The organism is Mucilaginibacter sp. P4_A11 (genome assembly GCF_056402535.1).
In genome coordinates this window covers 193,611-212,402 of sequence record NZ_JBFUHE010000014.1, presented here as the reverse complement: position 1 = coordinate 212,402, position 18,792 = coordinate 193,611, and the positions used below count along the sequence as shown (strand labels likewise).

Below are 18,792 nucleotides of genomic sequence, written 5' to 3'. Positions count from 1 at the left end.
GCATCTTTGGCTATGATTGCTGCACCGTGCTGCTGGTCGATGGTAAGGGATTTGCCGATATGAGATGCTGGGTCGCCTTTTGCGAGTGATAAAAGGCTGTCGCCGTCATGCGGCAGCGCTGCTGCAAGAAAAATCAGTTCTTTAATTTGTGAGGGAACTTCTTCGGCAACCTGGCTGATCACCAGTCCGGCAAAACTGTGTCCCACCAAAACTACATTGGTGCGGGTGCCTATAGCAGCTTTTACCTGGTCAACATAGGTTTGAAATGTGATACCGGCAAATGAAGTGGTATCTTTTCCGTGACCTGCAAGGTTAACATTGATCACCTCTTCGCCCTGGGCTTTTAACAAAGGTATCACTGCGTCCCAGGAAGAAGCATCTGACCATGCTCCGTGAACAAGTACAATGGTTTTAGAATTTTTGTTAGCTGCAGTTTTGGCTTGAGCGGTAAAACCTAATACACTCATTACCATTATTATTATTGTTGTTTTCATGTTTGTCTGATGCCTAATTGTTTAGGACATGACAAACATCGGGGTATGCGGCAGCAATAAGTTTAACCCAGGTTAAAATCGAAAAATCCTCTAAAAAAAGTTTTGTAGAGGATTTCAGTATTCATAAATCTGACGGCTGGTTGATAAGTGTTACTTTCCAACCATTCTTTTACGAATCCGGCTCAGTGACGGCCCCTGGATACCCAAATAAGAGGCGATATGATAAAGTGGCACCGCGTTAAATATATTTGGATGTTTTTCCATCATCTCCCGGTAACGGTCTTCCGGTGTTTTAAATAGAAATCCTTCCGTATTAACCATAACCTCATGAAAAGCCGTTTCGGCAACAATCCTTCCAAACCGTTCCCACTGGTGCGATTGAGCATAAAGTTCATTCAGGTGATCAACATGTATATATAATATAAGCGAATCAACCATCGCTTCAGTATAATAATCGCAGGCTGTCTGGGCTAAAAAACTTTTATAGGATGCCACAAATTGGTGATCAGTAAAAAACAACATATTCTTTTCTTCACCCGTATCGCTATTAACCCGATAGATTCTAAATACGCCGTTTATAACAAACCCGAGGTGCTTACAAACATTTTTATATTCGTTATAAAACTCACCTTTTTTATATTGTTTTAATTTCCAGTGAGGCAATGATAAGTCAAATGCTTCCGGTTTCATACCGGCAGATCCTAAAATCGTTCGCAATAGTTCTATTTCTGTTTTCTCTTGTAACATGTTATAAAAATATAAATTTTAATAATATAACACACGACAGCGCGGCGATGGTCAATGGATATCATTATTACTGATCAATCGTTGTGTTGGTTGCTTTCGATAATAGTTTAGCTCTAATTTTCGATTTTAACCTGGGTTAAACTTATCCGGAGCGCATAATCGGATGTTTGTGGTGTCCTAAACAATTAGGCATCTCAAATCATGAAAAAACTCATATTAACCTTACTTTCTATAGCCACTGTTGCTATTATGTTTTCATCTTGTTCAAAAAAGAATGATGAAGTGAAGCCTGTTACTAAAAACTACGTGCTGGTACACGGTGCATGGCAGGCCCCTTATGTATGGGACGCAGTAAAAACTAAATTAATCAGCGAAGGCAACAATGTAACCGTTGTAGAACTTCCGGGTCATGGCAGCGATATGACTGATCCTTCAACCCTAACCATCAACACTTACAGGGATAAGGTACTTGATGCTATTTCAAAGATAAACGGCAAAGTTATCCTGGTAGGCCATAGCTTAGGCGGGATAATCATTTCAGCTGTTGCGGAACAGAATCCTTCGAAAATTGAAAAGCTGGTCTATCTGGCTGCTTACTTACCAACTTCCGGACAATCACTGTTTGGCATTGCCAAGACAGATCCGGGATCTCAATTGGGTATAACAGGAAACCTTATTATGAATAACGGCGGCTTAACTGTTGATGTGAAACAAGATCAAATTGTGAATATATTTATACCGGATGGTTCTGCCCAGGTTCAAAGCCTGGTATTGCAAAATTACCGGTCTGAGCCCGGAATCCCATTACAGACCCCGGTAATACTGACATCTGCAAATTTTGGCTCTGTTGAGAAGGTTTATATTAAAACGTTACAAGATCGGGTCGTATCTCCAGGCTTGCAAAACAGGATGATTGCCAGCGCTATGGGTGGCGTAAAAGCAGTATATCAGTTAAATACCAGCCACTCTGCATTCTTAGCCAAGCCGGATTCAGTCGCAATATTGTTAACTAAAATAGGGCAATAATATAGCGGGAAATCTTTTGATAGAAATGAAGCCGTCTCATAAATTAGTTATGAGGCGGCTTTTTTTAAGACAGTATTTTTGTTCGCTGAGATTGCTGGCAAGCCTTCTGCCGCATGAGATAATTAAAAGAAGCGAATTACCCATATTTTAAGTGCTTTGTAAATGATGGATCGTTGAGCTATCATTTTTATGGATTTACACCAATCGAAGAGCGGCCAGAAATTATTCAATTTCTAAATATATTTAACTAATAATTGTTAAATTAAAATTTAATAACTACCATTGTCATGTCTTTCTATAAAACTGTAAACACTCTTTTTACATTTTTTTGCCTTCCCATTTACTACTATTATATCAGGAAGGCGTTAGCTTTAGGCTTTGAATAGCTTTATCCAGCATATTTGTAAGCAGGCGAAAGAGTTTTCAGTTGCGGAACATTATTGAATAAGCTGATCCCGCCAGCCTTATACCAATTGTTACTTCACCTGAAAAACCTGCAAAATGACTAAAGGCCAAATTGAAGATTACCTGTATTTTTTTTGGGCGCCGCTGTTAAAGGTAAATGCACCGGCTGATGCTGATAAAGACAGTTTTCAGCAAATGATTATACTCACGCTGAGCCAGGCATCTGTATATATAGAGGCGGCTGCTTACACGGCCGGTGCCAGCAGCCGCGAATATGCAGATGAAATAGTAAAGGAAATAGACGAATTAGCAGATAAAATAGTTGCCAATTTACCTGGCAGACCTACAGACGATGCTTTTTGGCTTAAGATCACAACACAGGTTTATTTTATCACAGCACCAGTTGCAGAGACTCAACTTGAACCGGAGCTCTCTTTCGGGCCTTATAAAATAGAAGAAAGTAAATTTATCGGTTTTGATTTCTATTACTTACCCCATCAAATACAGATTCAGTTGCCAACTACTGCAGAGGTATCAGCAATAATATCAGCAAAAAAAGCTTTCGTTATACCGGATGGCGATATTACCGATATAACCATCAGCGATTGTACGTTATGGTTGTCAGCTATTCATTTTGATGCCGATACAGGCAATGCATTGTTTTATACCGGCCTGCGGTTAAAAGAGTGTAACATATCTTTTGATGGCGGTTATGCAAAATCCGGAAGTAAAATCGCGGCAGGACTTTTAGATTTTTTTGCAGGCTTCGTTATTACATGCGTACCTGAAGATGAAATCCCTGCCGGGCCGGCTATCACCATCGCTTCAGGCAATACACTTATCTATCCCAATAAGCTTGTTTTCAGTTTCAAACACCGGCCCGGTTTGCCACAGCCACCCAAAATTTCACTTACACATACCGAACCATTTACGGCAACACTTTTCGGAAGCATTGTAACATCTGATGCTGCTGATAATGTTATCAGCAACTGGCTTACTGATAAAAACCTGTTATCATTTCCATTAATAACGCAGAATGATACTTTTTCGGCAACTGAAAATTTCTCGGCCGTTTTTGATCTTAAAGGGAAAGGTAAGATAAATAATATAGCCTGGTACTTGCAGCCGGTTAGCATTAGTCATCCGCTTGGTTTTTCAAGATTAGGAATTGCCGCGGATACCGGATATTTAGGTTTTGATAGTACAGACCAATTTACACTTAATTGGAATAGCCTGGAAAACGGTCCCCTTAAACTAAAAGACTTTCTTATCCGCACATCAAACCGGGCACTTTTTTTTAGTTACACTTTTAACGCCAGTTTGCTTGCCACGCAAAAATTACAACTATGGAAGGCCGACAATAATCAAAAGAGCAGTTCTTTAATTGATATAAGTTATAGCAATGTTGGCAAGGGTAACTTTGTTTCTCACGGTACAATTGAGCAAAATACTTTTAATACAGGTATCAACATAAATATCGATCGCCCCCTGCTTTCTAACGGAGACAGGATCTTTTCAAAAACATCAGGTGAATTAATCTTTATCCGACATGAAGACCGGATAACAACGGCGATTTTTGGAGGAGCGATGGATCCGGCGATAGCATTTGAAAATAATGCTTTTAAGCAGCTCAGTAGTATTGCACTTTCCAATGCACTTATTCTCGTAAATCCGGTTGAGCTGTTTTTCCTTGCCGCAAAATTAAATCCAGAAGGCATTGCAACTGAAGGGCAATGCTTTATCCGGTTTCCGGTGCGATCTGTTGAACACATCCTTCCCGATCCATATATTACCAGCTTGTTCAATGAACAACCCGATAATAACGGTAACATTCAGCTAACCCGCAAATTACTGTCAACTATTAAATGGGATGAGGTGAATGGCGCTGAAATGCTGATGCAATTTACTGATGAAACCGGTAATACATTCACTCCAAAAAGCACAATTACCGACGATCAGTTAGCAGATGTATTACTAAGATTTCCACTACGTCATCCGGGTGAAGCAAACTATGATGAATTGTTTAGGAATGCAATGGCGTTTGCAGGTATTGCCATAGGATTATCCCCGGATGCAATGCCTTATTCCAGTTATAAATCTTTTTACCATTCAAAAATCAACGCAGCAGGTGCATTTTCGGCATTACATATTTTGCCGGGCAATGTTTCATTGGTTGACGTTTCTGGCAGGGCCTCGCAGATGGGTATCGCTTTTTCACGCAGGCTCGATAATGCCGAAAACGGTATTCAGGAGGTTTTTCAAAACACAGGTTATAATACAAATCAAACTTATCGCATTGAAAACAATGAACTGGTGAGTTCGGGAAGGTTTGTAAGGGCATTTACACTTCCGCAGGTTCAATGGGAACCTGTGTATTTTGAAGAACAAAATGACATAGGTGGCTTTTTCTCAAAAGAGTTCCCTTTTCCTACGCACGGCGTTCCTACCCGTATTTCGAGTGCTAACAGGGCCGACGTAACATTGGCTCCGGTTGCAGTTTCCAAATATATTGTAGAAGGCTACAAAGACGAAACCAAAAGATATGCCGCGGCGGCACATTTTGCCCTTCCGTTTGGCATGAATGCCGTTGCATTGTTTCATCCATTTGTTGCAGATGTGAAGCTGCCTGTACTAAAAGATTTTAAACTTCTACAAAGGCAAACGCCTGATCCTTATTCGTATAGTGTTCTTAGTTTTAATCAGCCTGACTTTAATTTAAAAAAAGGAATATTATCCGGCGCCATACAAATTAAAGTTACATCAGTGGGGTTGCCGGGCATACCGCGTGATGACATCAGGTTTCCTGACCCCTCGTTTCATGGCGCTGTTTTACAAATGCCAAACAGCGTCAGCAATATTAAAATACTGGGTAACGCCATTACTTATGACCAGGATTCTATATTGGGCAAAACCATAACCGGGCAATTTAATTCGGTAATGTGGGGAAAATATGTTTTGCAGGCTGTGGGAAATGTATCATCGGTTAATTTCAGCCGCTCTGCTAACGCAAAAGTCCCTTTAAGAAGAATTGATTTCTCCGGTTTTGGCGCAAGTATCTTTAGCAACTGGTTAAACAATTATGCTACGGCCGGTTCTGTAAGCCAGGTTCAATTCAATATAATGATTGGGAGAGTAGCGCATGAAGTGGTGCAAATTAAAAGCGTTATCATTCCCTGGTTTATACCGGTTGTCAGGACGCTGATCATAGAAAGGAAAAACCACGGCAATGTTATTCGCACCGATAGCGGATGGGTATCAACCGGCCCCGGCGAATTTCACTTTGGATATAGCTGCCATCCCGGAGTTATTAAGGGGGTATATAACGTTGCTAATATTAGGGATACTGCGATATCGCTGGTGCAAAAATCCACTACCACTAAAGATAAAAATGGCAATCTGGTTACAGTTGAAATGGCGGGTGTTTATTTCGATGCAGATGTGAAAATAGAAAACGTCATTAAAGGGGCTAAAAACACAATAGAACCAACAACAGACCTTTATAAGTTAGTGCCTTCAAAAAAACAATTTGGTTATATCCTTTTGGGTAACCCCGATGATGGTGTAAGACTTGAAAATTATTTTACTGACTCTGATTTACAGGTATTTATGTCGAGGGGAGATGTTGGTGCGTTAGGTGGTCCTGTTGATTGTGTTGTAAATATTGCTGGCACCAACCAAATGATGCACCTTACGAGAATAGACGTAAGCACGGCAATTACAGCGAAAGCATCTGTTGCCGCGGCGCGGGGCACATTGTTGTTACCAAAAGGCGGAAGCTGGTCTGTTGTTAAAAAGGTAACAGCCGGCGCAGCTTTACCAATGAGAAATGATGAAACTGTGCCACTCATCAGAAATGGGACCCTTCAATTCGATAAGGCGCAAAACCCAACCACCCCAGCCTTTTTAAATTCATTTCATGTGCTTGGCAATCCATTAGAGATTGAAAAATATGCAGCAGGCCAAAAGGCATTAGCCAATACAGAATATGCTTTGCTTCAAAGTACCGGCACTCAAAAGTTATTATTCCCCCGTCCTTCTTTTGATTCTGCCAGTACGGAAGTTGTTGACGGCATAACCCGTATCAAACCTCAGATTTTAGTCACCAATCCTGTTATTGCAGATCCGTATAGTTTAATTAAAAGTAACACCATTTTTCCGGACAATGCCGATGTTTTAACGTTAAAAAATGGAAAAACAGGCGTATTGGCCGATAGGCTTGATATTATAAAAGAAACAGCGGGTATATCTTTTCCCGATGACATAGCAAATGCACTCATAGATTTTATGCCTCCCGAATGTATTCCTGCAGGCAATGAAAGCAGAAAGTTGTACCTGGTAAAAGAAGAGGTTTTTAAAATATACATTGATTACGGTATTCAAATATTGCCCGACGGAACTAAAGCGGCAAAGCAATTATTTACTGCTGCATTAAATGGCAATGATGACAACAACCGCTGGCAAATGAGCAATAAGGAAGTTGCCATCGTTGTAGAATTAGGGGATTTCAAGCCATTACTTACTGTAAAAGGCGATTTTACTGCCGAACCCGGCGCAAAACCGAAATTTGATAATGCACACATCGAATGGGGTGCTGATCCCAATCTGAAGAAAATAATAGAGGTGCTCTCCATTCTGTCTATGCTATCAAAAGAAAACGGCAACGGAGATGTTATCAAAGATGGGTTTAGTTTCGCGATGGGAAATTCGCCGGATAGCTGGACCTATAAGTGCACAATCGAAGAAAAAATCCCGGTAATTAAATTTCCTAACGCGGCACAATTGGCGCAACTCCCCGGGCCTGCACCGCTTATTGTAGAAGCGGGGCTTGACCTTGGCGTTTTCTTCAATTTATCACTTTCAGCAGATCCAGGTAATCTTGTTAAAGCAGGCGCAGGTATCGTACTTGGTTTTGAAGCCACTATCCAGGTTCTTTTAATAACTATTGAGGCTGCTACGGCTTATGGTGTTGGCACGGCTAAAGTAGAAGTATTCATAGAATTGCCTGATGCAAAGCCAACCTTTAAATTCACTATGGGGTTTGGCGCAACCGTGGCGGTACAGTTACCAATGGTTGGTTATGTATCATTAACCCGTGTAATTAGCCTCGGGGCTTCTTTTGATAATGGCGCAAGTATGACTGTAGGACAAATGCTGAGAGGTGTTTTAACCATTGGCGGCGGTCTTGCCTCAGTCACTGTTCAGGTAGAGGCTTCGGGAACTGTAACAGATAAAAACGAGGGTGGTGCCTCAAGTAAATGGACAGCTACTGTGCGTGGTGTTTTTACACTTGATGTTACTGTAGCTTTTGTATTAAGCTGGGACTTTTCAGAAGATTTTGAGCACGAAATTGATTTACCAAATCCTTTTTAAACGAATAATCATGGCTATCGAGGACAAAAAACTGTTTATACTTCCCTTTCCGCAACGTATTGTGTTCGATAAGGAGATACCCGAAAATAACAAACTTATCTGTAATGTGGTGGTATTGCCCAGAAATAACCCGCTCGATAACTTGCCTGACGGTGATACATCGTTTGCGAACGGGGCCTTCTCTTTAAAAGCCTGGCTGGTAAAGGCCGGCAGCGATAAACTACCTGCATCGGGCAATCATGCTGCTGATGCCGGTTACGTTCCAAAGAATATGCTTGTTGTTCAAAATAAAAATCGGGAAAGTATTTTTAACGCGATAGCCGCACAGTTCGAGATCGAGCCAAACCCTGCGCCCCTTTCAGGAAAAAAGTCTGTTACATTAAAGAAATATCTGCCCGAGGCTTACCGCAATGCCTTTACCTTCACCCAGCCGCGCAATAATAGTGCAGTTACCGACGATAGTTATTTCTGTTCATTGAAAACTAACAGCTTTGCTAATCCATACGTCAAAAACAATAAAGTAAATTGGGCACAGGTGCTTGGTTTTGCCCTTTCTCAGCCATTGCTGGCAAAAGCATTGGGTATTTTATATACAGAAATTGCCATACCACTGGATAACGCAGATTTTTACAAAGAAGGTGGCTGGGTTTATTTTGATTTTGATGAAACCGACGACGCAAACACCACGCTTCATTTAACAGCAAAAGATGCCATAGTACAATTTTATGCAGCCCGGATACCTTCCATAACCGAATCAAGGCAGGTTTTTGCGCCTGTGCTTTTTCCGGTGTTACACGTTGACGATGCCGGAAATGAAGAAGCCACGGTGCCATTTGATGATGTATTTAAAGACGTAATAAAATACGATGACGGATTTGCCAGGATTGTGCATTGCAGCCAGGCTGTTAATACCAACCCTATCCTGGAAACAAAAGATGGCCCCTCACCTTTAATGGATACGGGGATAAGGCTGGGCTGGGATGATGAGCAGATCTTAACCTGGATGAGCAGAGGTTTTAAGGATACACATCTTCCGTTGGGAGATCAAAAAGCGCATTCCAAGTTAACAGTCAGCCGCTATCGTATTGATGTGGCAGAAATAAGCCAGGCAGCATTTGATAATGACGACATCAGCATAACAGAAAATGAGGCAAACGGCAACTGGAAATCGCAGGTTGCTATTTCATCCAAAGAAACGCTAATGTTAACTGCCGAAATTCCGTTGGGAGATTTTGAAGGCGAATCGGGCGTACAGGTTTCGCCCGCGAGAAACAATGATAATGAACAACAATTATGGCTGCCCGCATTTTTTTCTTTTTGGAACGGGGCTTCACTCGCTGTGCCAGATCCAATACCCGATGAGATAAATAAGATAACGGATTACAAAGCTGCCGAAGCACAAAAAACTGGTGATAAAAATACGCCGGTTTTATACATGCAAACACCCGGAACCGAAATCGAGCTTAAATACGGCAAGCATTACGCTTTTCGTGTTAGGCTTGCGGACATTTCTGGCGGCGGCCCTGTTAATGGTGATAAGCCGCTAAATGTGGGCGAAAACCAGATTGGTAAACATAAATTTACGCGCAACGTTGCCCCTTCGCCCCCGGCAATAGCAGATGAAGAAAATGGATTGAAAATCATCCGCCCGAGATTGGGCTATCCGGCTATTCTATTTGCTGCAAATGATACTACTGCAGCAGTAAATTTATTGCGGAAGGACCGCCAGGAATTAGATAACCAGTCTCAAAACCTTATTGATCCGGTAACCGGGAAATATATTACTAATGATAATGCTTTTGATCTTTTTAAGCAAACCTCAAGAGAAGTATCCGTTGCCGATCCCGATGCAGATAAAGTGCACATTGTTGTTGAAGTGGCAACGCTTGATATGGACAGGGAAGCCTCTTACAACGCCTTGCATTTAACAACACCAAAAGAACCTTATGCTCTGCTGTATGAAACCGTCCGCAGCTTTGATGACTATATATTGTCGTTGGATGACACCGATCATACCCTGCACCTTCCGTTCGAATTCAGGGATGTGCCGGTTATTTTTTTTAATGAGGGAAAAGATCCCGATGCCCTCGGGTTAGGCAATGATTTGAGCGTTCAAAGCGGAGCGCTTATTTTACCCACTGCAAGAACGTTGCGAATTACGATCAGATCATTTTGTAGTACCGTCAAAACAGATTATTTCGGGCATGAAGATTTCCGTTTCAGCACACCCGTAAAAAGAGAGATAACAAAAGGCATTGAAACCTTGGAAACCGCTCCGTTGCTCCAGAAAACAGATGATCCTTTATTAAGTATTTTCTTTCGGCCAGAAGCGGCTAAAACGTCAGAAGAAAGACGTGCCGCCGCGGCAAAAGGAGAACAAAACCAGGCCGATGTCAATATAATAGAGCGCCTTGCTTCAATAAACGGTTTTGATAAAAATGGTTTGTCTGTAATGGGAAAGCAAAACGAACGGGTTCAGTTCGGTTGCTCCAATCTTATAGGGCACACTTTATCGCCCGACGGCTCTTCCCTCACTTTCGCTACGATAGATGATCTGTCAAGAAAATGGATCTCTGTGATCCAGCTTGATCTGAAAAGGGACTGGAGCTGGGATATGCTGGAGGCGGAAAGTTTTGAAGTTTTCCGTCAATGGAAATATAAAAGGGATGACGGAATAAATTTCAATAGCGATGAGGAAAAGATCGGAGTTATCAGCCTAACAAAAGGTTTGAACTGGCAAAATATGCCCGACCCTGATCGCTTAAAAACAAGGCTGGTATTCATTGATGCTTTAGATGCTAAACCTGGCGCTGTTCCTAAAGGAGCCTTACAGGAGCCAGGTAAATTTCCCGAGCTACTGGATGTCCGGTACCGTGTATCACCGAAATTCAACAAACCAATTGGTTTTGATGCTACGGCTTATGACTATGCCACGCAACCTTATAATTTAGAGATCAGCTTACCTATTACTACAGCCCCGGCCCAGGTACCGGAAATTGTTTCGGTTGGCTTTGCTTTGTCTGAAGCCGACAGTGAAGAACAACTTTTTAACAACCAATATTCAGCAACATCAGAACAAATAAAATGGCTTTGGGTTGAGTTTGCTGAGCCGGTAGAAAACATCGATGATGCTTATTTTGTAAGGTTATTGGCTTATTCACCAGACCCGGTGATTGGCGATTATAGTGATGATGTGCAAAAGGAAATGGATGAGCCTGCAATAAACCTTTCACCTGAAGTTATACGGATCATTCGTCCCTTGCAAATCGAGGATAATGCTGGGCACGACAGCATGCAGGCGTTGATTGGCGCCACTGCTGATGTTGATATCGATGCCAGGGGGATCCGTCATTTTTTGTTGCCGTTACCTCAGGGGTTAACGCCTGATTCACCAGAGCTTTTTGGTTTTTTTACTTATGAATTTAGGGTTGGCCATACAAAATRGTCACTTGAACAGGCCTTTCCTGGCCGGCCGTTACGGATTACCGGGGTACAACACCCTGCGCCAAAACTTAGGTTAAGTACAATGAGAGGCCCCGAAACCATTGAGGTAAGTGCAGTATTTGCAGAGTCGTTTTTTAATGGTAACAATTKCACGCCGATTTTTCCACGCACTAACATCTACGCGCTACTGTACGCTCAAGTGTTGCAGGCCGATGGAAAACAATATCGCAATATTTTAATAGATCAGGTATCATTGCAAAAGCCTCAGCGTAATACTAACATAGATAAGCCGGTAGGGCTTACATCATGGAAGTTAAAAGAGATTCGGACCAAACTGTTGCAGAAAGGGATAGACATCAATGCACCTCTTAGTGTTTTAGCTATAGAAATAATGCCCGATAGCCGCCCGGCAGATCTCCCCGTAAATAGCCTTATTGACCTGGAAAATATCCGCATACTGAGAACCTCAAGACTGTATAAAATTGCAGAAAGCTGTCCTGTATAGATTTAAAAAGCAAAACGAACCGTTCCATTAGTTAAATTTGATATTACGGGAACATTGATCACAGCTCTTTGGGAAAGGGTTCCGCTCGTTCTGTTACACTTTTGCCATATTTGCAGGCTGTTTTATAAATTTGAAATCATTATTCAAACACAATATCCCGCGCTATATTGTCTGGAATACCATGGCAGAATAATCTTTTTTAAAGTCGAACAAAAAATGCTCCCGGTTGGCCTGCGATTGTTTTAGCCCAGAAGGGATCAATCCTTAAATAAACAATTCGAAAATGGATGGTCAGGATCTGCTAAAGTGCTTCAATTTATTCAGAAGAAACATTTGCTCTGATAAGTGATTCAAATTCTGAACAGCAGAAAGACGGGAATCTGTTTTCGCTGAATGTTTTAAATCACCTTGTTAACGTATTCTTAAAAAAAACGATCAAATATATTGTATGAATATAAGCTATGGAATGTCCGTTCAACGGATACTGTCCGTACTTTTAAAGTCAAATAGTGGTTAATTAAAAAAATCTGGTCGATCAGTAAAATTAAGTATCTTATCTTAGCAGCAACTGAAGTATGAATACATTAGTTCACTTAGTACAAACCTATGGGCTTTGGCTGGTTTTTCTTATCACTCTTTTACAGAGCGTAGGGCTACCATTACCTGCATTTGTTGTACTGATCGTTACTACAGCGGTCACACCTCCAACTACAGCAAATATCATAGCACTAATTTTGACCGGTTCGTTGGGAACGTTATCAGGTGACTTCATATTATATTTTACAGGGAAGAAATACGGAACGGGTATCCTCGGGAAGTTATGTAAAATTTCCATATCGCCAGATTCCTGTGTTCGTGGTACCGGGGATTTGTTTGACCGCTACGGTGCGCCGGCGTTAACTATTGTGAAGTTTATTCCGGGGCTGTCAACGCTCGCACCGGTTGTAGCTGGGGTTTATGCAATGCAGGCGACATTATTTGCGTTATTTTCATCCATTGCCGCATTTATATATATTGGTGCAGCAGTGACGCTGGGTTCTGTATTTCGGCACGAAGTTGACGGTGTAATCTCTGCAATAAGTCATTATGGTAAGCTGGGAGGTTTATTTAGTGTCGTTTTATTCGGCTTATACCTGTTGTTCAAATGGCTTCGGCGCTATCGTCTTATCAGACAGTTTGAAACGGATAGGGTAACTGTGAATGATTTGATAAATTTAATGGATGGGGAATATAGTCCTGTGATACTTGACGCGCGTCCAATGGATCAGCGCACAAAAAATGGATTTATACCGGGCTCAGTTTCCATCGATGAAAACAGCCTCAATGATATTGCCGGTCAATACGCCCAACATGAAGAGATTATTATTTATTGTTCATGCCCGAATGAGATCACAGCTGCAAGATATGCAGAGAAGTTACGTAAAGTTGGCCTTAAACGTATTCGTCCCTTAATTGGGGGGATCGATGCCTGGGCTGAATCAGGCAGGAAGGTCATATTCGATATGTAATTTCGCCGACAATTAGTATTACACTCTTGTCAAAACTGAATTCCTCTAAATTTTTAATAACACAAAAACTATCAAACTCCAGGTAGCTGTTCTTTGCTGGAACAGGAATATTATTAAATACCTATCAGTGTTTCCACTTTTACCACCGGGCAGGAAACGTAATCTATGAACTGCTGATGATTCAATTCTAAATAGCATTAGAAAGTGCAATTCCCGTGTTTGGGATATCAGCTGGACGAAAGTGAAACAAGGTCAACATAAAATTTTCGTAAATTATTGCATAGTGTCATAGTACCAACCACTGCGGTACTTGTATTGTAATGTAGGAGCAGCATGGCTGTTTATTATAAACCGTAGCGGTTAAGATCCGCTAAAAATAAATCCTTATGAAAAAACTTTTTATGGCTTGTTGGCTATTCATTTTTGTTGCGCATAATGTTTTTGCTCAAAAAGAGTTATCCCGCGATGAACGTATGAAATGGTGGAGGGAGGCGCGTTTTGGGATGTTTATACATTGGGGCGATTATGCTGGGCTGGCTGGTATATATAAAGGATACGAGATAGGGCATGGTGGCGAATGGATCATGAACAGGGGTAAGATCCCGGTAGCCGAATATAAACAGTTCGCCAAAAAATTTAATCCCGTAAAATATGATCCCGATGCTTGGGTAAAACTGGCTAAGGATGCCGGTATGAAATATATTGTAATAACTGCAAAACACCACGATGGCTTTGCTATGTTTAAATCAAATGCCAGCAAGTGGAACATTGCAGATGCCACACCTTACGGGAAAGATGTTTTGAAGCCCCTGGCAGCAGCATGCAAAAAATATGGTGTTAAACTTGGGTTTTATTATTCACAGGCGCAGGACTGGAATAATCCCGGCGGTGCGGCAGCGCGCAAAGTGAGCAGCGAAGGCTGGCCAAACCCCGATTCTGCCAAAATAGATGCTTATACAAAGGAAAACAGCGGCCATTGGGACCCAGTTCAAACTTCGGCTACCATGGCCGATTACATTGATCATGTAGCTGTTCCGCAGGTAAAAGAGCTATTGACTAATTATGGGGAGGTAGCCGTAATCTGGTGGGATACACCAACAAATATGACCGATGAATTTGCTCAAAAATTACAAGACCTGTTAAAATTGCAGCCCAACATCATTAGTAACGACCGGCTTAAGCGCCCAAATTTCGCAGGCGATTACAAAACACCTGAACAAAAAATACCCAACCTAAGTGAACTCGATGGAAAAGACTGGGAAACCTGCATGACTATGAATGGTACCTGGGGCTATAAAAGTTACGACCGTAAATGGAAGACCCCCGAAACATTAATTCACAACCTCATTGATATTGCATCAAAAGGAGGCAACTATCTGCTAAATGTTGGCCCAAATGCCGAAGGTGAATTTCCGCAGGAAAGTATAGTCACCTTAAAAAAAATAGGAGAGTGGATGAAGGTAAACAGCGAAGCGATATACGCAACCAAAGCAAGCCCGCTTCAGCCCCTAAATTGGGGCCGCTGTACGCTTAAGCCCAATGGTAAAAATATTATCCTGTATTTCTCTGTATTTAACTGGCCTGCTGATGGCAAGCTGGTTATTCCCGGCCTCAAAAATGAAGTGATAAACGCTAAAATACTTGCCGGAAATACGGCATTGAAAACCATAGCATCTGGTGACGGGCTGATCATAAATGTACCTGATAAAGCAACGGATAATATTGCTACAGTAATTAAAGTTGAAGTAAAAGGAACGATGGGGGCACAGGTTGCTAACCCAACCGGTAAAATGAAAACAGGTGCGCTTGATTAATATGAAACGAAAATTAACTATGTTTTTTAAAGGCCTTTTGATTATGGGTTTGCTGTTTACGAACAACCTGCTTAAAGCGCAGGTTGTTTTAAAGGCAACCGGAAGCGATGATGCTTATCAGCAAATATCAAACGTATTAGGAGGTGATGCCTGTGAAGTTCCTGATTGTGCACATCATATTAAACATATTACAGAAACCTTTGATAAGCAATTAGGCGAATACGTTTTTGTTTTTCACAGTCATGCTAAAGAAGATAATGACCGCTGCCTGAATTACGACAGGGAGCGGGTAGAGATCAAAACATATGGCCCGTCTGCCGCTAAATTGAAGGGAGAGCAAGGTGAAACGGTTGTTTATAAGTGGAAATTTAAAATTGACAGCGGTTTTAAAGCACAGCCAACTTTTACCCATATCCACCAGATAAAAGCAGGAGATGGGGATGCTGGAGCTCCCATTATAACTTTTACGCCCCGCTTTGGTGAGCCTGATAAGTTTGAAATAATTCACACAGGCTCTACCAAAGGGACGTCACAAGGGGTTTTAACCCGCATTGATCTGGCCGATTTTAAAGGTAACTGGGTAGAGGTGACAGAAAAATTGCATTATGATAGCCAGGGCGTTTACAATGTTGAAATAAAGCGGATAGCGGATAATAAGGTACTGCTCAGCTATGTCAGTACCAATATTGACCTGTGGCGAAGCGGGACTTCATTTTGCCTGCCTAAATGGGGAGTGTACCGAAGCTTGAAAAGTCCTGCTTATATCAGGGATGAGGATGTAAGTTTCGCTGACATTTTTATCAGAGAGCAATAATTAAAAATGTAATTATTTAACCAACAATAGATTGGGAACGAAGGAGCTATTTACTAAGCTAAGTATTATATCGAAGCGTTGGTTAAACAGGGTTATATTTGCTTTTCATACTTGTGATTGGTCAGGATACTAAAGGTTTTCTTATAGCACAAGCGCTTTATGTCGATTCGTTCGGTCAGGCGGTGTGTGCCCGTCAATGAGATCTGGCCCAATCAAATCTAATCAATGCACTATCCAATGGCAGGCCTTGCTTGTAAATACAGTCGCAAAAAACCTGGCAAGCTTTAGTGTTTTTATCGCTTCCGCATTGGTTGCGGCATTCTTCTTCCGAATTACCTGGCGTGATCTTGTAGAGATAAAAAGTGCCCAGGATGATGGTGGTTATGACTGCGATACAACTGCCAAAAAAATAAATGCGCAGTCGCGTGCCTATGGGCCTTGTGATCAGTGGGGTAGCTGTTTCTGTTGGTTTGATAAACAGGTATTTTAACCTATCATAATCCCAGATCAATAAATATGAGCATGCCAATAGCATAAAAGTAATGAGCCGGGTGCCGTCAAAGCGGGTGGCATATGTCAATATGGTAATATTGATGATCATTGTGAAATAAGCGATTGCGCCGAGCAGGGCTGTTCTCGGAATTAATAAGAGGATGGCAATGGTCAATTGTGCTATTCCAATAAAGGTATAATAATAACCAGTTTGCAGCAAAGCGTCAAAATAATGCCCCAAAGGATTGTTATGGGGCAGGCCTTCGGCAAAGCGTTGCCCCATGATCTTTACGATCCCGGCTGGAAGGAAACTCACCGCCAAAACAATGCGGCAGAACACCGCGAAGCGCTGAAACCACTTGTCGGCTTTTGCTTCATCATAAATGGCTCTTAGCTTACGCATGATGAGCTTTAAATTACTGATCAGGTAATGAATGCTTAAAGCAAGCAAGGTCCAGTAAAACACAAAACCTGCCAGAAAAAACGGCGGCGGCGTATCCGGATCCTGACGCAAAAAATGAATGAAGGGCAATAGCGGCCCTATAAGGATCATTTTTACGGGTGATAGTAAAATGCCTGTAAATGAACCTGTACCGAACACGGATTCCGCAGGCTGTCCTAAAAGTAAATTACTTGAAATCATAAAAACCGCGGCGGCAATGACAAACAGCGCTACAAATTTGATTTTTGAAATTTTCATCGTGAATAATTTAGAATAACAAATTTATTGAATTACTTTGTAATTAAAAGTACTTTTAAATTAAAATATAAAAAGATTTGTGTACTTGATTTGGGCAAACGTTTATCACAAGGGGCTGGTTCAGTCTTTTCTGTTGTCATCTAACGTCAACCATAACTAAAATTAAATATCCTTGCCAAACGGGATGGACATTTTTGGGAAAGTATGCCGTCAAAAGCAAGTCGGAAGTTACGGAAGTCCGTAGGCAGTACGTACTTGCCATATGCGCAGTTTTGCTCGTGCTTTCCGGAGCCAAGATCGACCTGAACCATATAGATCGATAAGTTTATGACGCTATTTGTTAATATTAGTTGAAGCGATGCACGGATAGACGAATTTCGTTAGACGCTATTTATAAAACCTACATATAGATAAAGTTGACAGACAAAAGTAAAATTCCGCCACGCATTCTGATAGTGCACTGATTGCTCGTTAACTTTGGTTATGGCATCTATCAAATATTCAGTTCTTGACCTGGCAACAGTAGTAGAAGGACATACCATTGCAGACAGTTTTAACAGTAGCGTTGCTAATGCCCAACAGGCAGAAGCCCTGGGATATACCCGTTACTGGTTTGCCGAACATCATAATATGATCAATGTGGCCAGCTCGGCCACCAGTTTGTTGATAGGCCATATTGCTGGTCGCACGTCAACAATTCGTATAGGCTCGGGTGGTATTATGCTACCTAATCATTCTCCGCTGGTGGTTGCCGAACAATTCGGTACTCTGGAGACATTGTATCCCGGCCGTATTGATCTGGGTTTGGGCCGGGCGCCAGGTACAGATCAAACTACGGCTTTCGCTATTCGCGGCGAAAACATGAATTCCGCTTTTCACTTTCCACGGGATGTAGAAGCATTGGAGTATTATTTTGCAGGCGATCATCCAAACGGTGTAAGCGCGATTCCGGGAGAAGGGCTTGATATCCCGATCTGGATTTTAGGATCCAGCCTGGATAGTGCCAGGCTGGCCGCAGAAAAAGGATTACCCTATGCCTTTGCAAGCCACTTTGCTCCAACTTACTTCCTGCAGGCTATTGAGCTTTACCGCAAAACTTTCAAGCCCTCCACACTTTTGCAGGAGCCTTATGTTATAGCCTGTGTAAATGTTGTAGTTGCCGATACTGACAATGAGGCACATTACCTGGCCACTTCGTTGCAGCAGTTATTTAAGGGGATTATTACAGGCAGACGTCAACTACTGCCACCTCCTGTTGAGAGCATGAGCAATATCTGGAGTGCTCATGAGCGCGAAGCAGCCATGCAGATGCTTACTTATTCATTCATCGGGAGCAAGGCTACGATAACGGAAGAGCTTAACGCCTTTATTGAAAATACTGGTATTAATGAACTGATGGCTACTACGCATATTTACGATCAGGAAGCAAAGCTGAAATCATACCGTTTATTGGCAGAAGCGATGAGCGCCTAA

10 protein-coding genes are annotated in these 18,792 nt (G+C 41.8%); 7 read left to right on the top strand and 3 right to left on the bottom strand.

The genetic code is table 11. From position 1 onward, the window contains the following. Together AC1DUD_RS24215 and AC1DUD_RS24210 are read right to left on the bottom strand one after the other, a co-directional pair. Positions 1-494 (bottom strand): alpha/beta fold hydrolase (locus AC1DUD_RS24215; protein ID WP_477379225.1); only part of this gene is annotated, 494 nt, incomplete at its 3' end. 150 nt (positions 495-644) lie between these two features. Then, a complete protein-coding gene (locus tag AC1DUD_RS24210; protein ID WP_477379223.1) occupies positions 645-1,241 on the bottom strand; it encodes a Crp/Fnr family transcriptional regulator in 597 nt (198 codons plus the stop codon). A 201-nt stretch (positions 1,242-1,442) separates the two neighbouring features. Here AC1DUD_RS24210 and AC1DUD_RS24205 point away from each other — a divergent pair, with 201 nt between their 5' ends. The 6 genes from AC1DUD_RS24205 (at position 1,443) to AC1DUD_RS24180 (ending at position 16,127) form a co-directional block, all read left to right on the top strand. Continuing rightward, positions 1,443-2,267: an alpha/beta fold hydrolase gene (locus AC1DUD_RS24205; protein WP_477379221.1), complete on the top strand. Its 825-nt coding sequence runs from the start codon at positions 1,443-1,445 to the stop codon at positions 2,265-2,267. A gap of 501 nt (positions 2,268-2,768) precedes the next feature. Further along, positions 2,769-8,042: a hypothetical protein gene (locus tag AC1DUD_RS24200; RefSeq protein WP_477379219.1), complete on the top strand. Its 5,274-nt coding sequence runs from the start codon at positions 2,769-2,771 to the stop codon at positions 8,040-8,042. Between the two features lie 10 nt (positions 8,043-8,052). After that, the gene (locus AC1DUD_RS24195) at positions 8,053-11,991 is read left to right on the top strand and encodes a hypothetical protein (RefSeq protein ID WP_477379217.1); all 3,939 of its coding nucleotides are present in this window, start codon (positions 8,053-8,055) and stop codon (positions 11,989-11,991) included. Between the two features lie 575 nt (positions 11,992-12,566). Next, complete coding sequence (locus tag AC1DUD_RS24190) at positions 12,567-13,499, top strand: rhodanese-like domain-containing protein (RefSeq protein ID WP_477379215.1); 933 nt, start codon at positions 12,567-12,569, stop codon at positions 13,497-13,499. A 386-nt stretch (positions 13,500-13,885) separates the two neighbouring features. Then, on the top strand, positions 13,886-15,313 hold the full coding sequence (locus tag AC1DUD_RS24185; RefSeq protein WP_477379213.1) for an alpha-L-fucosidase: 1,428 nt from the start codon (positions 13,886-13,888) through the stop codon (positions 15,311-15,313). Position 15,314: 1 nt separating this feature from the next. Beyond that, complete coding sequence (locus tag AC1DUD_RS24180) at positions 15,315-16,127, top strand: hypothetical protein (protein ID WP_477379211.1); 813 nt, start codon at positions 15,315-15,317, stop codon at positions 16,125-16,127. Between the two features lie 193 nt (positions 16,128-16,320). Here AC1DUD_RS24180 and AC1DUD_RS24175 read toward each other — a convergent pair whose 3' ends face one another. Then, positions 16,321-17,319 carry a hypothetical protein gene (locus AC1DUD_RS24175; protein ID WP_477379209.1) on the bottom strand — a complete coding sequence of 333 codons (999 nt, stop codon included), beginning with the start codon at positions 17,317-17,319 and terminating at the stop codon, positions 16,321-16,323. A 483-nt stretch (positions 17,320-17,802) separates the two neighbouring features. Here AC1DUD_RS24175 and AC1DUD_RS24170 point away from each other — a divergent pair, with 483 nt between their 5' ends. Beyond that, positions 17,803-18,792 carry an LLM class flavin-dependent oxidoreductase gene (locus AC1DUD_RS24170; RefSeq protein WP_477379207.1) on the top strand — a complete coding sequence of 330 codons (990 nt, stop codon included), beginning with the start codon at positions 17,803-17,805 and terminating at the stop codon, positions 18,790-18,792.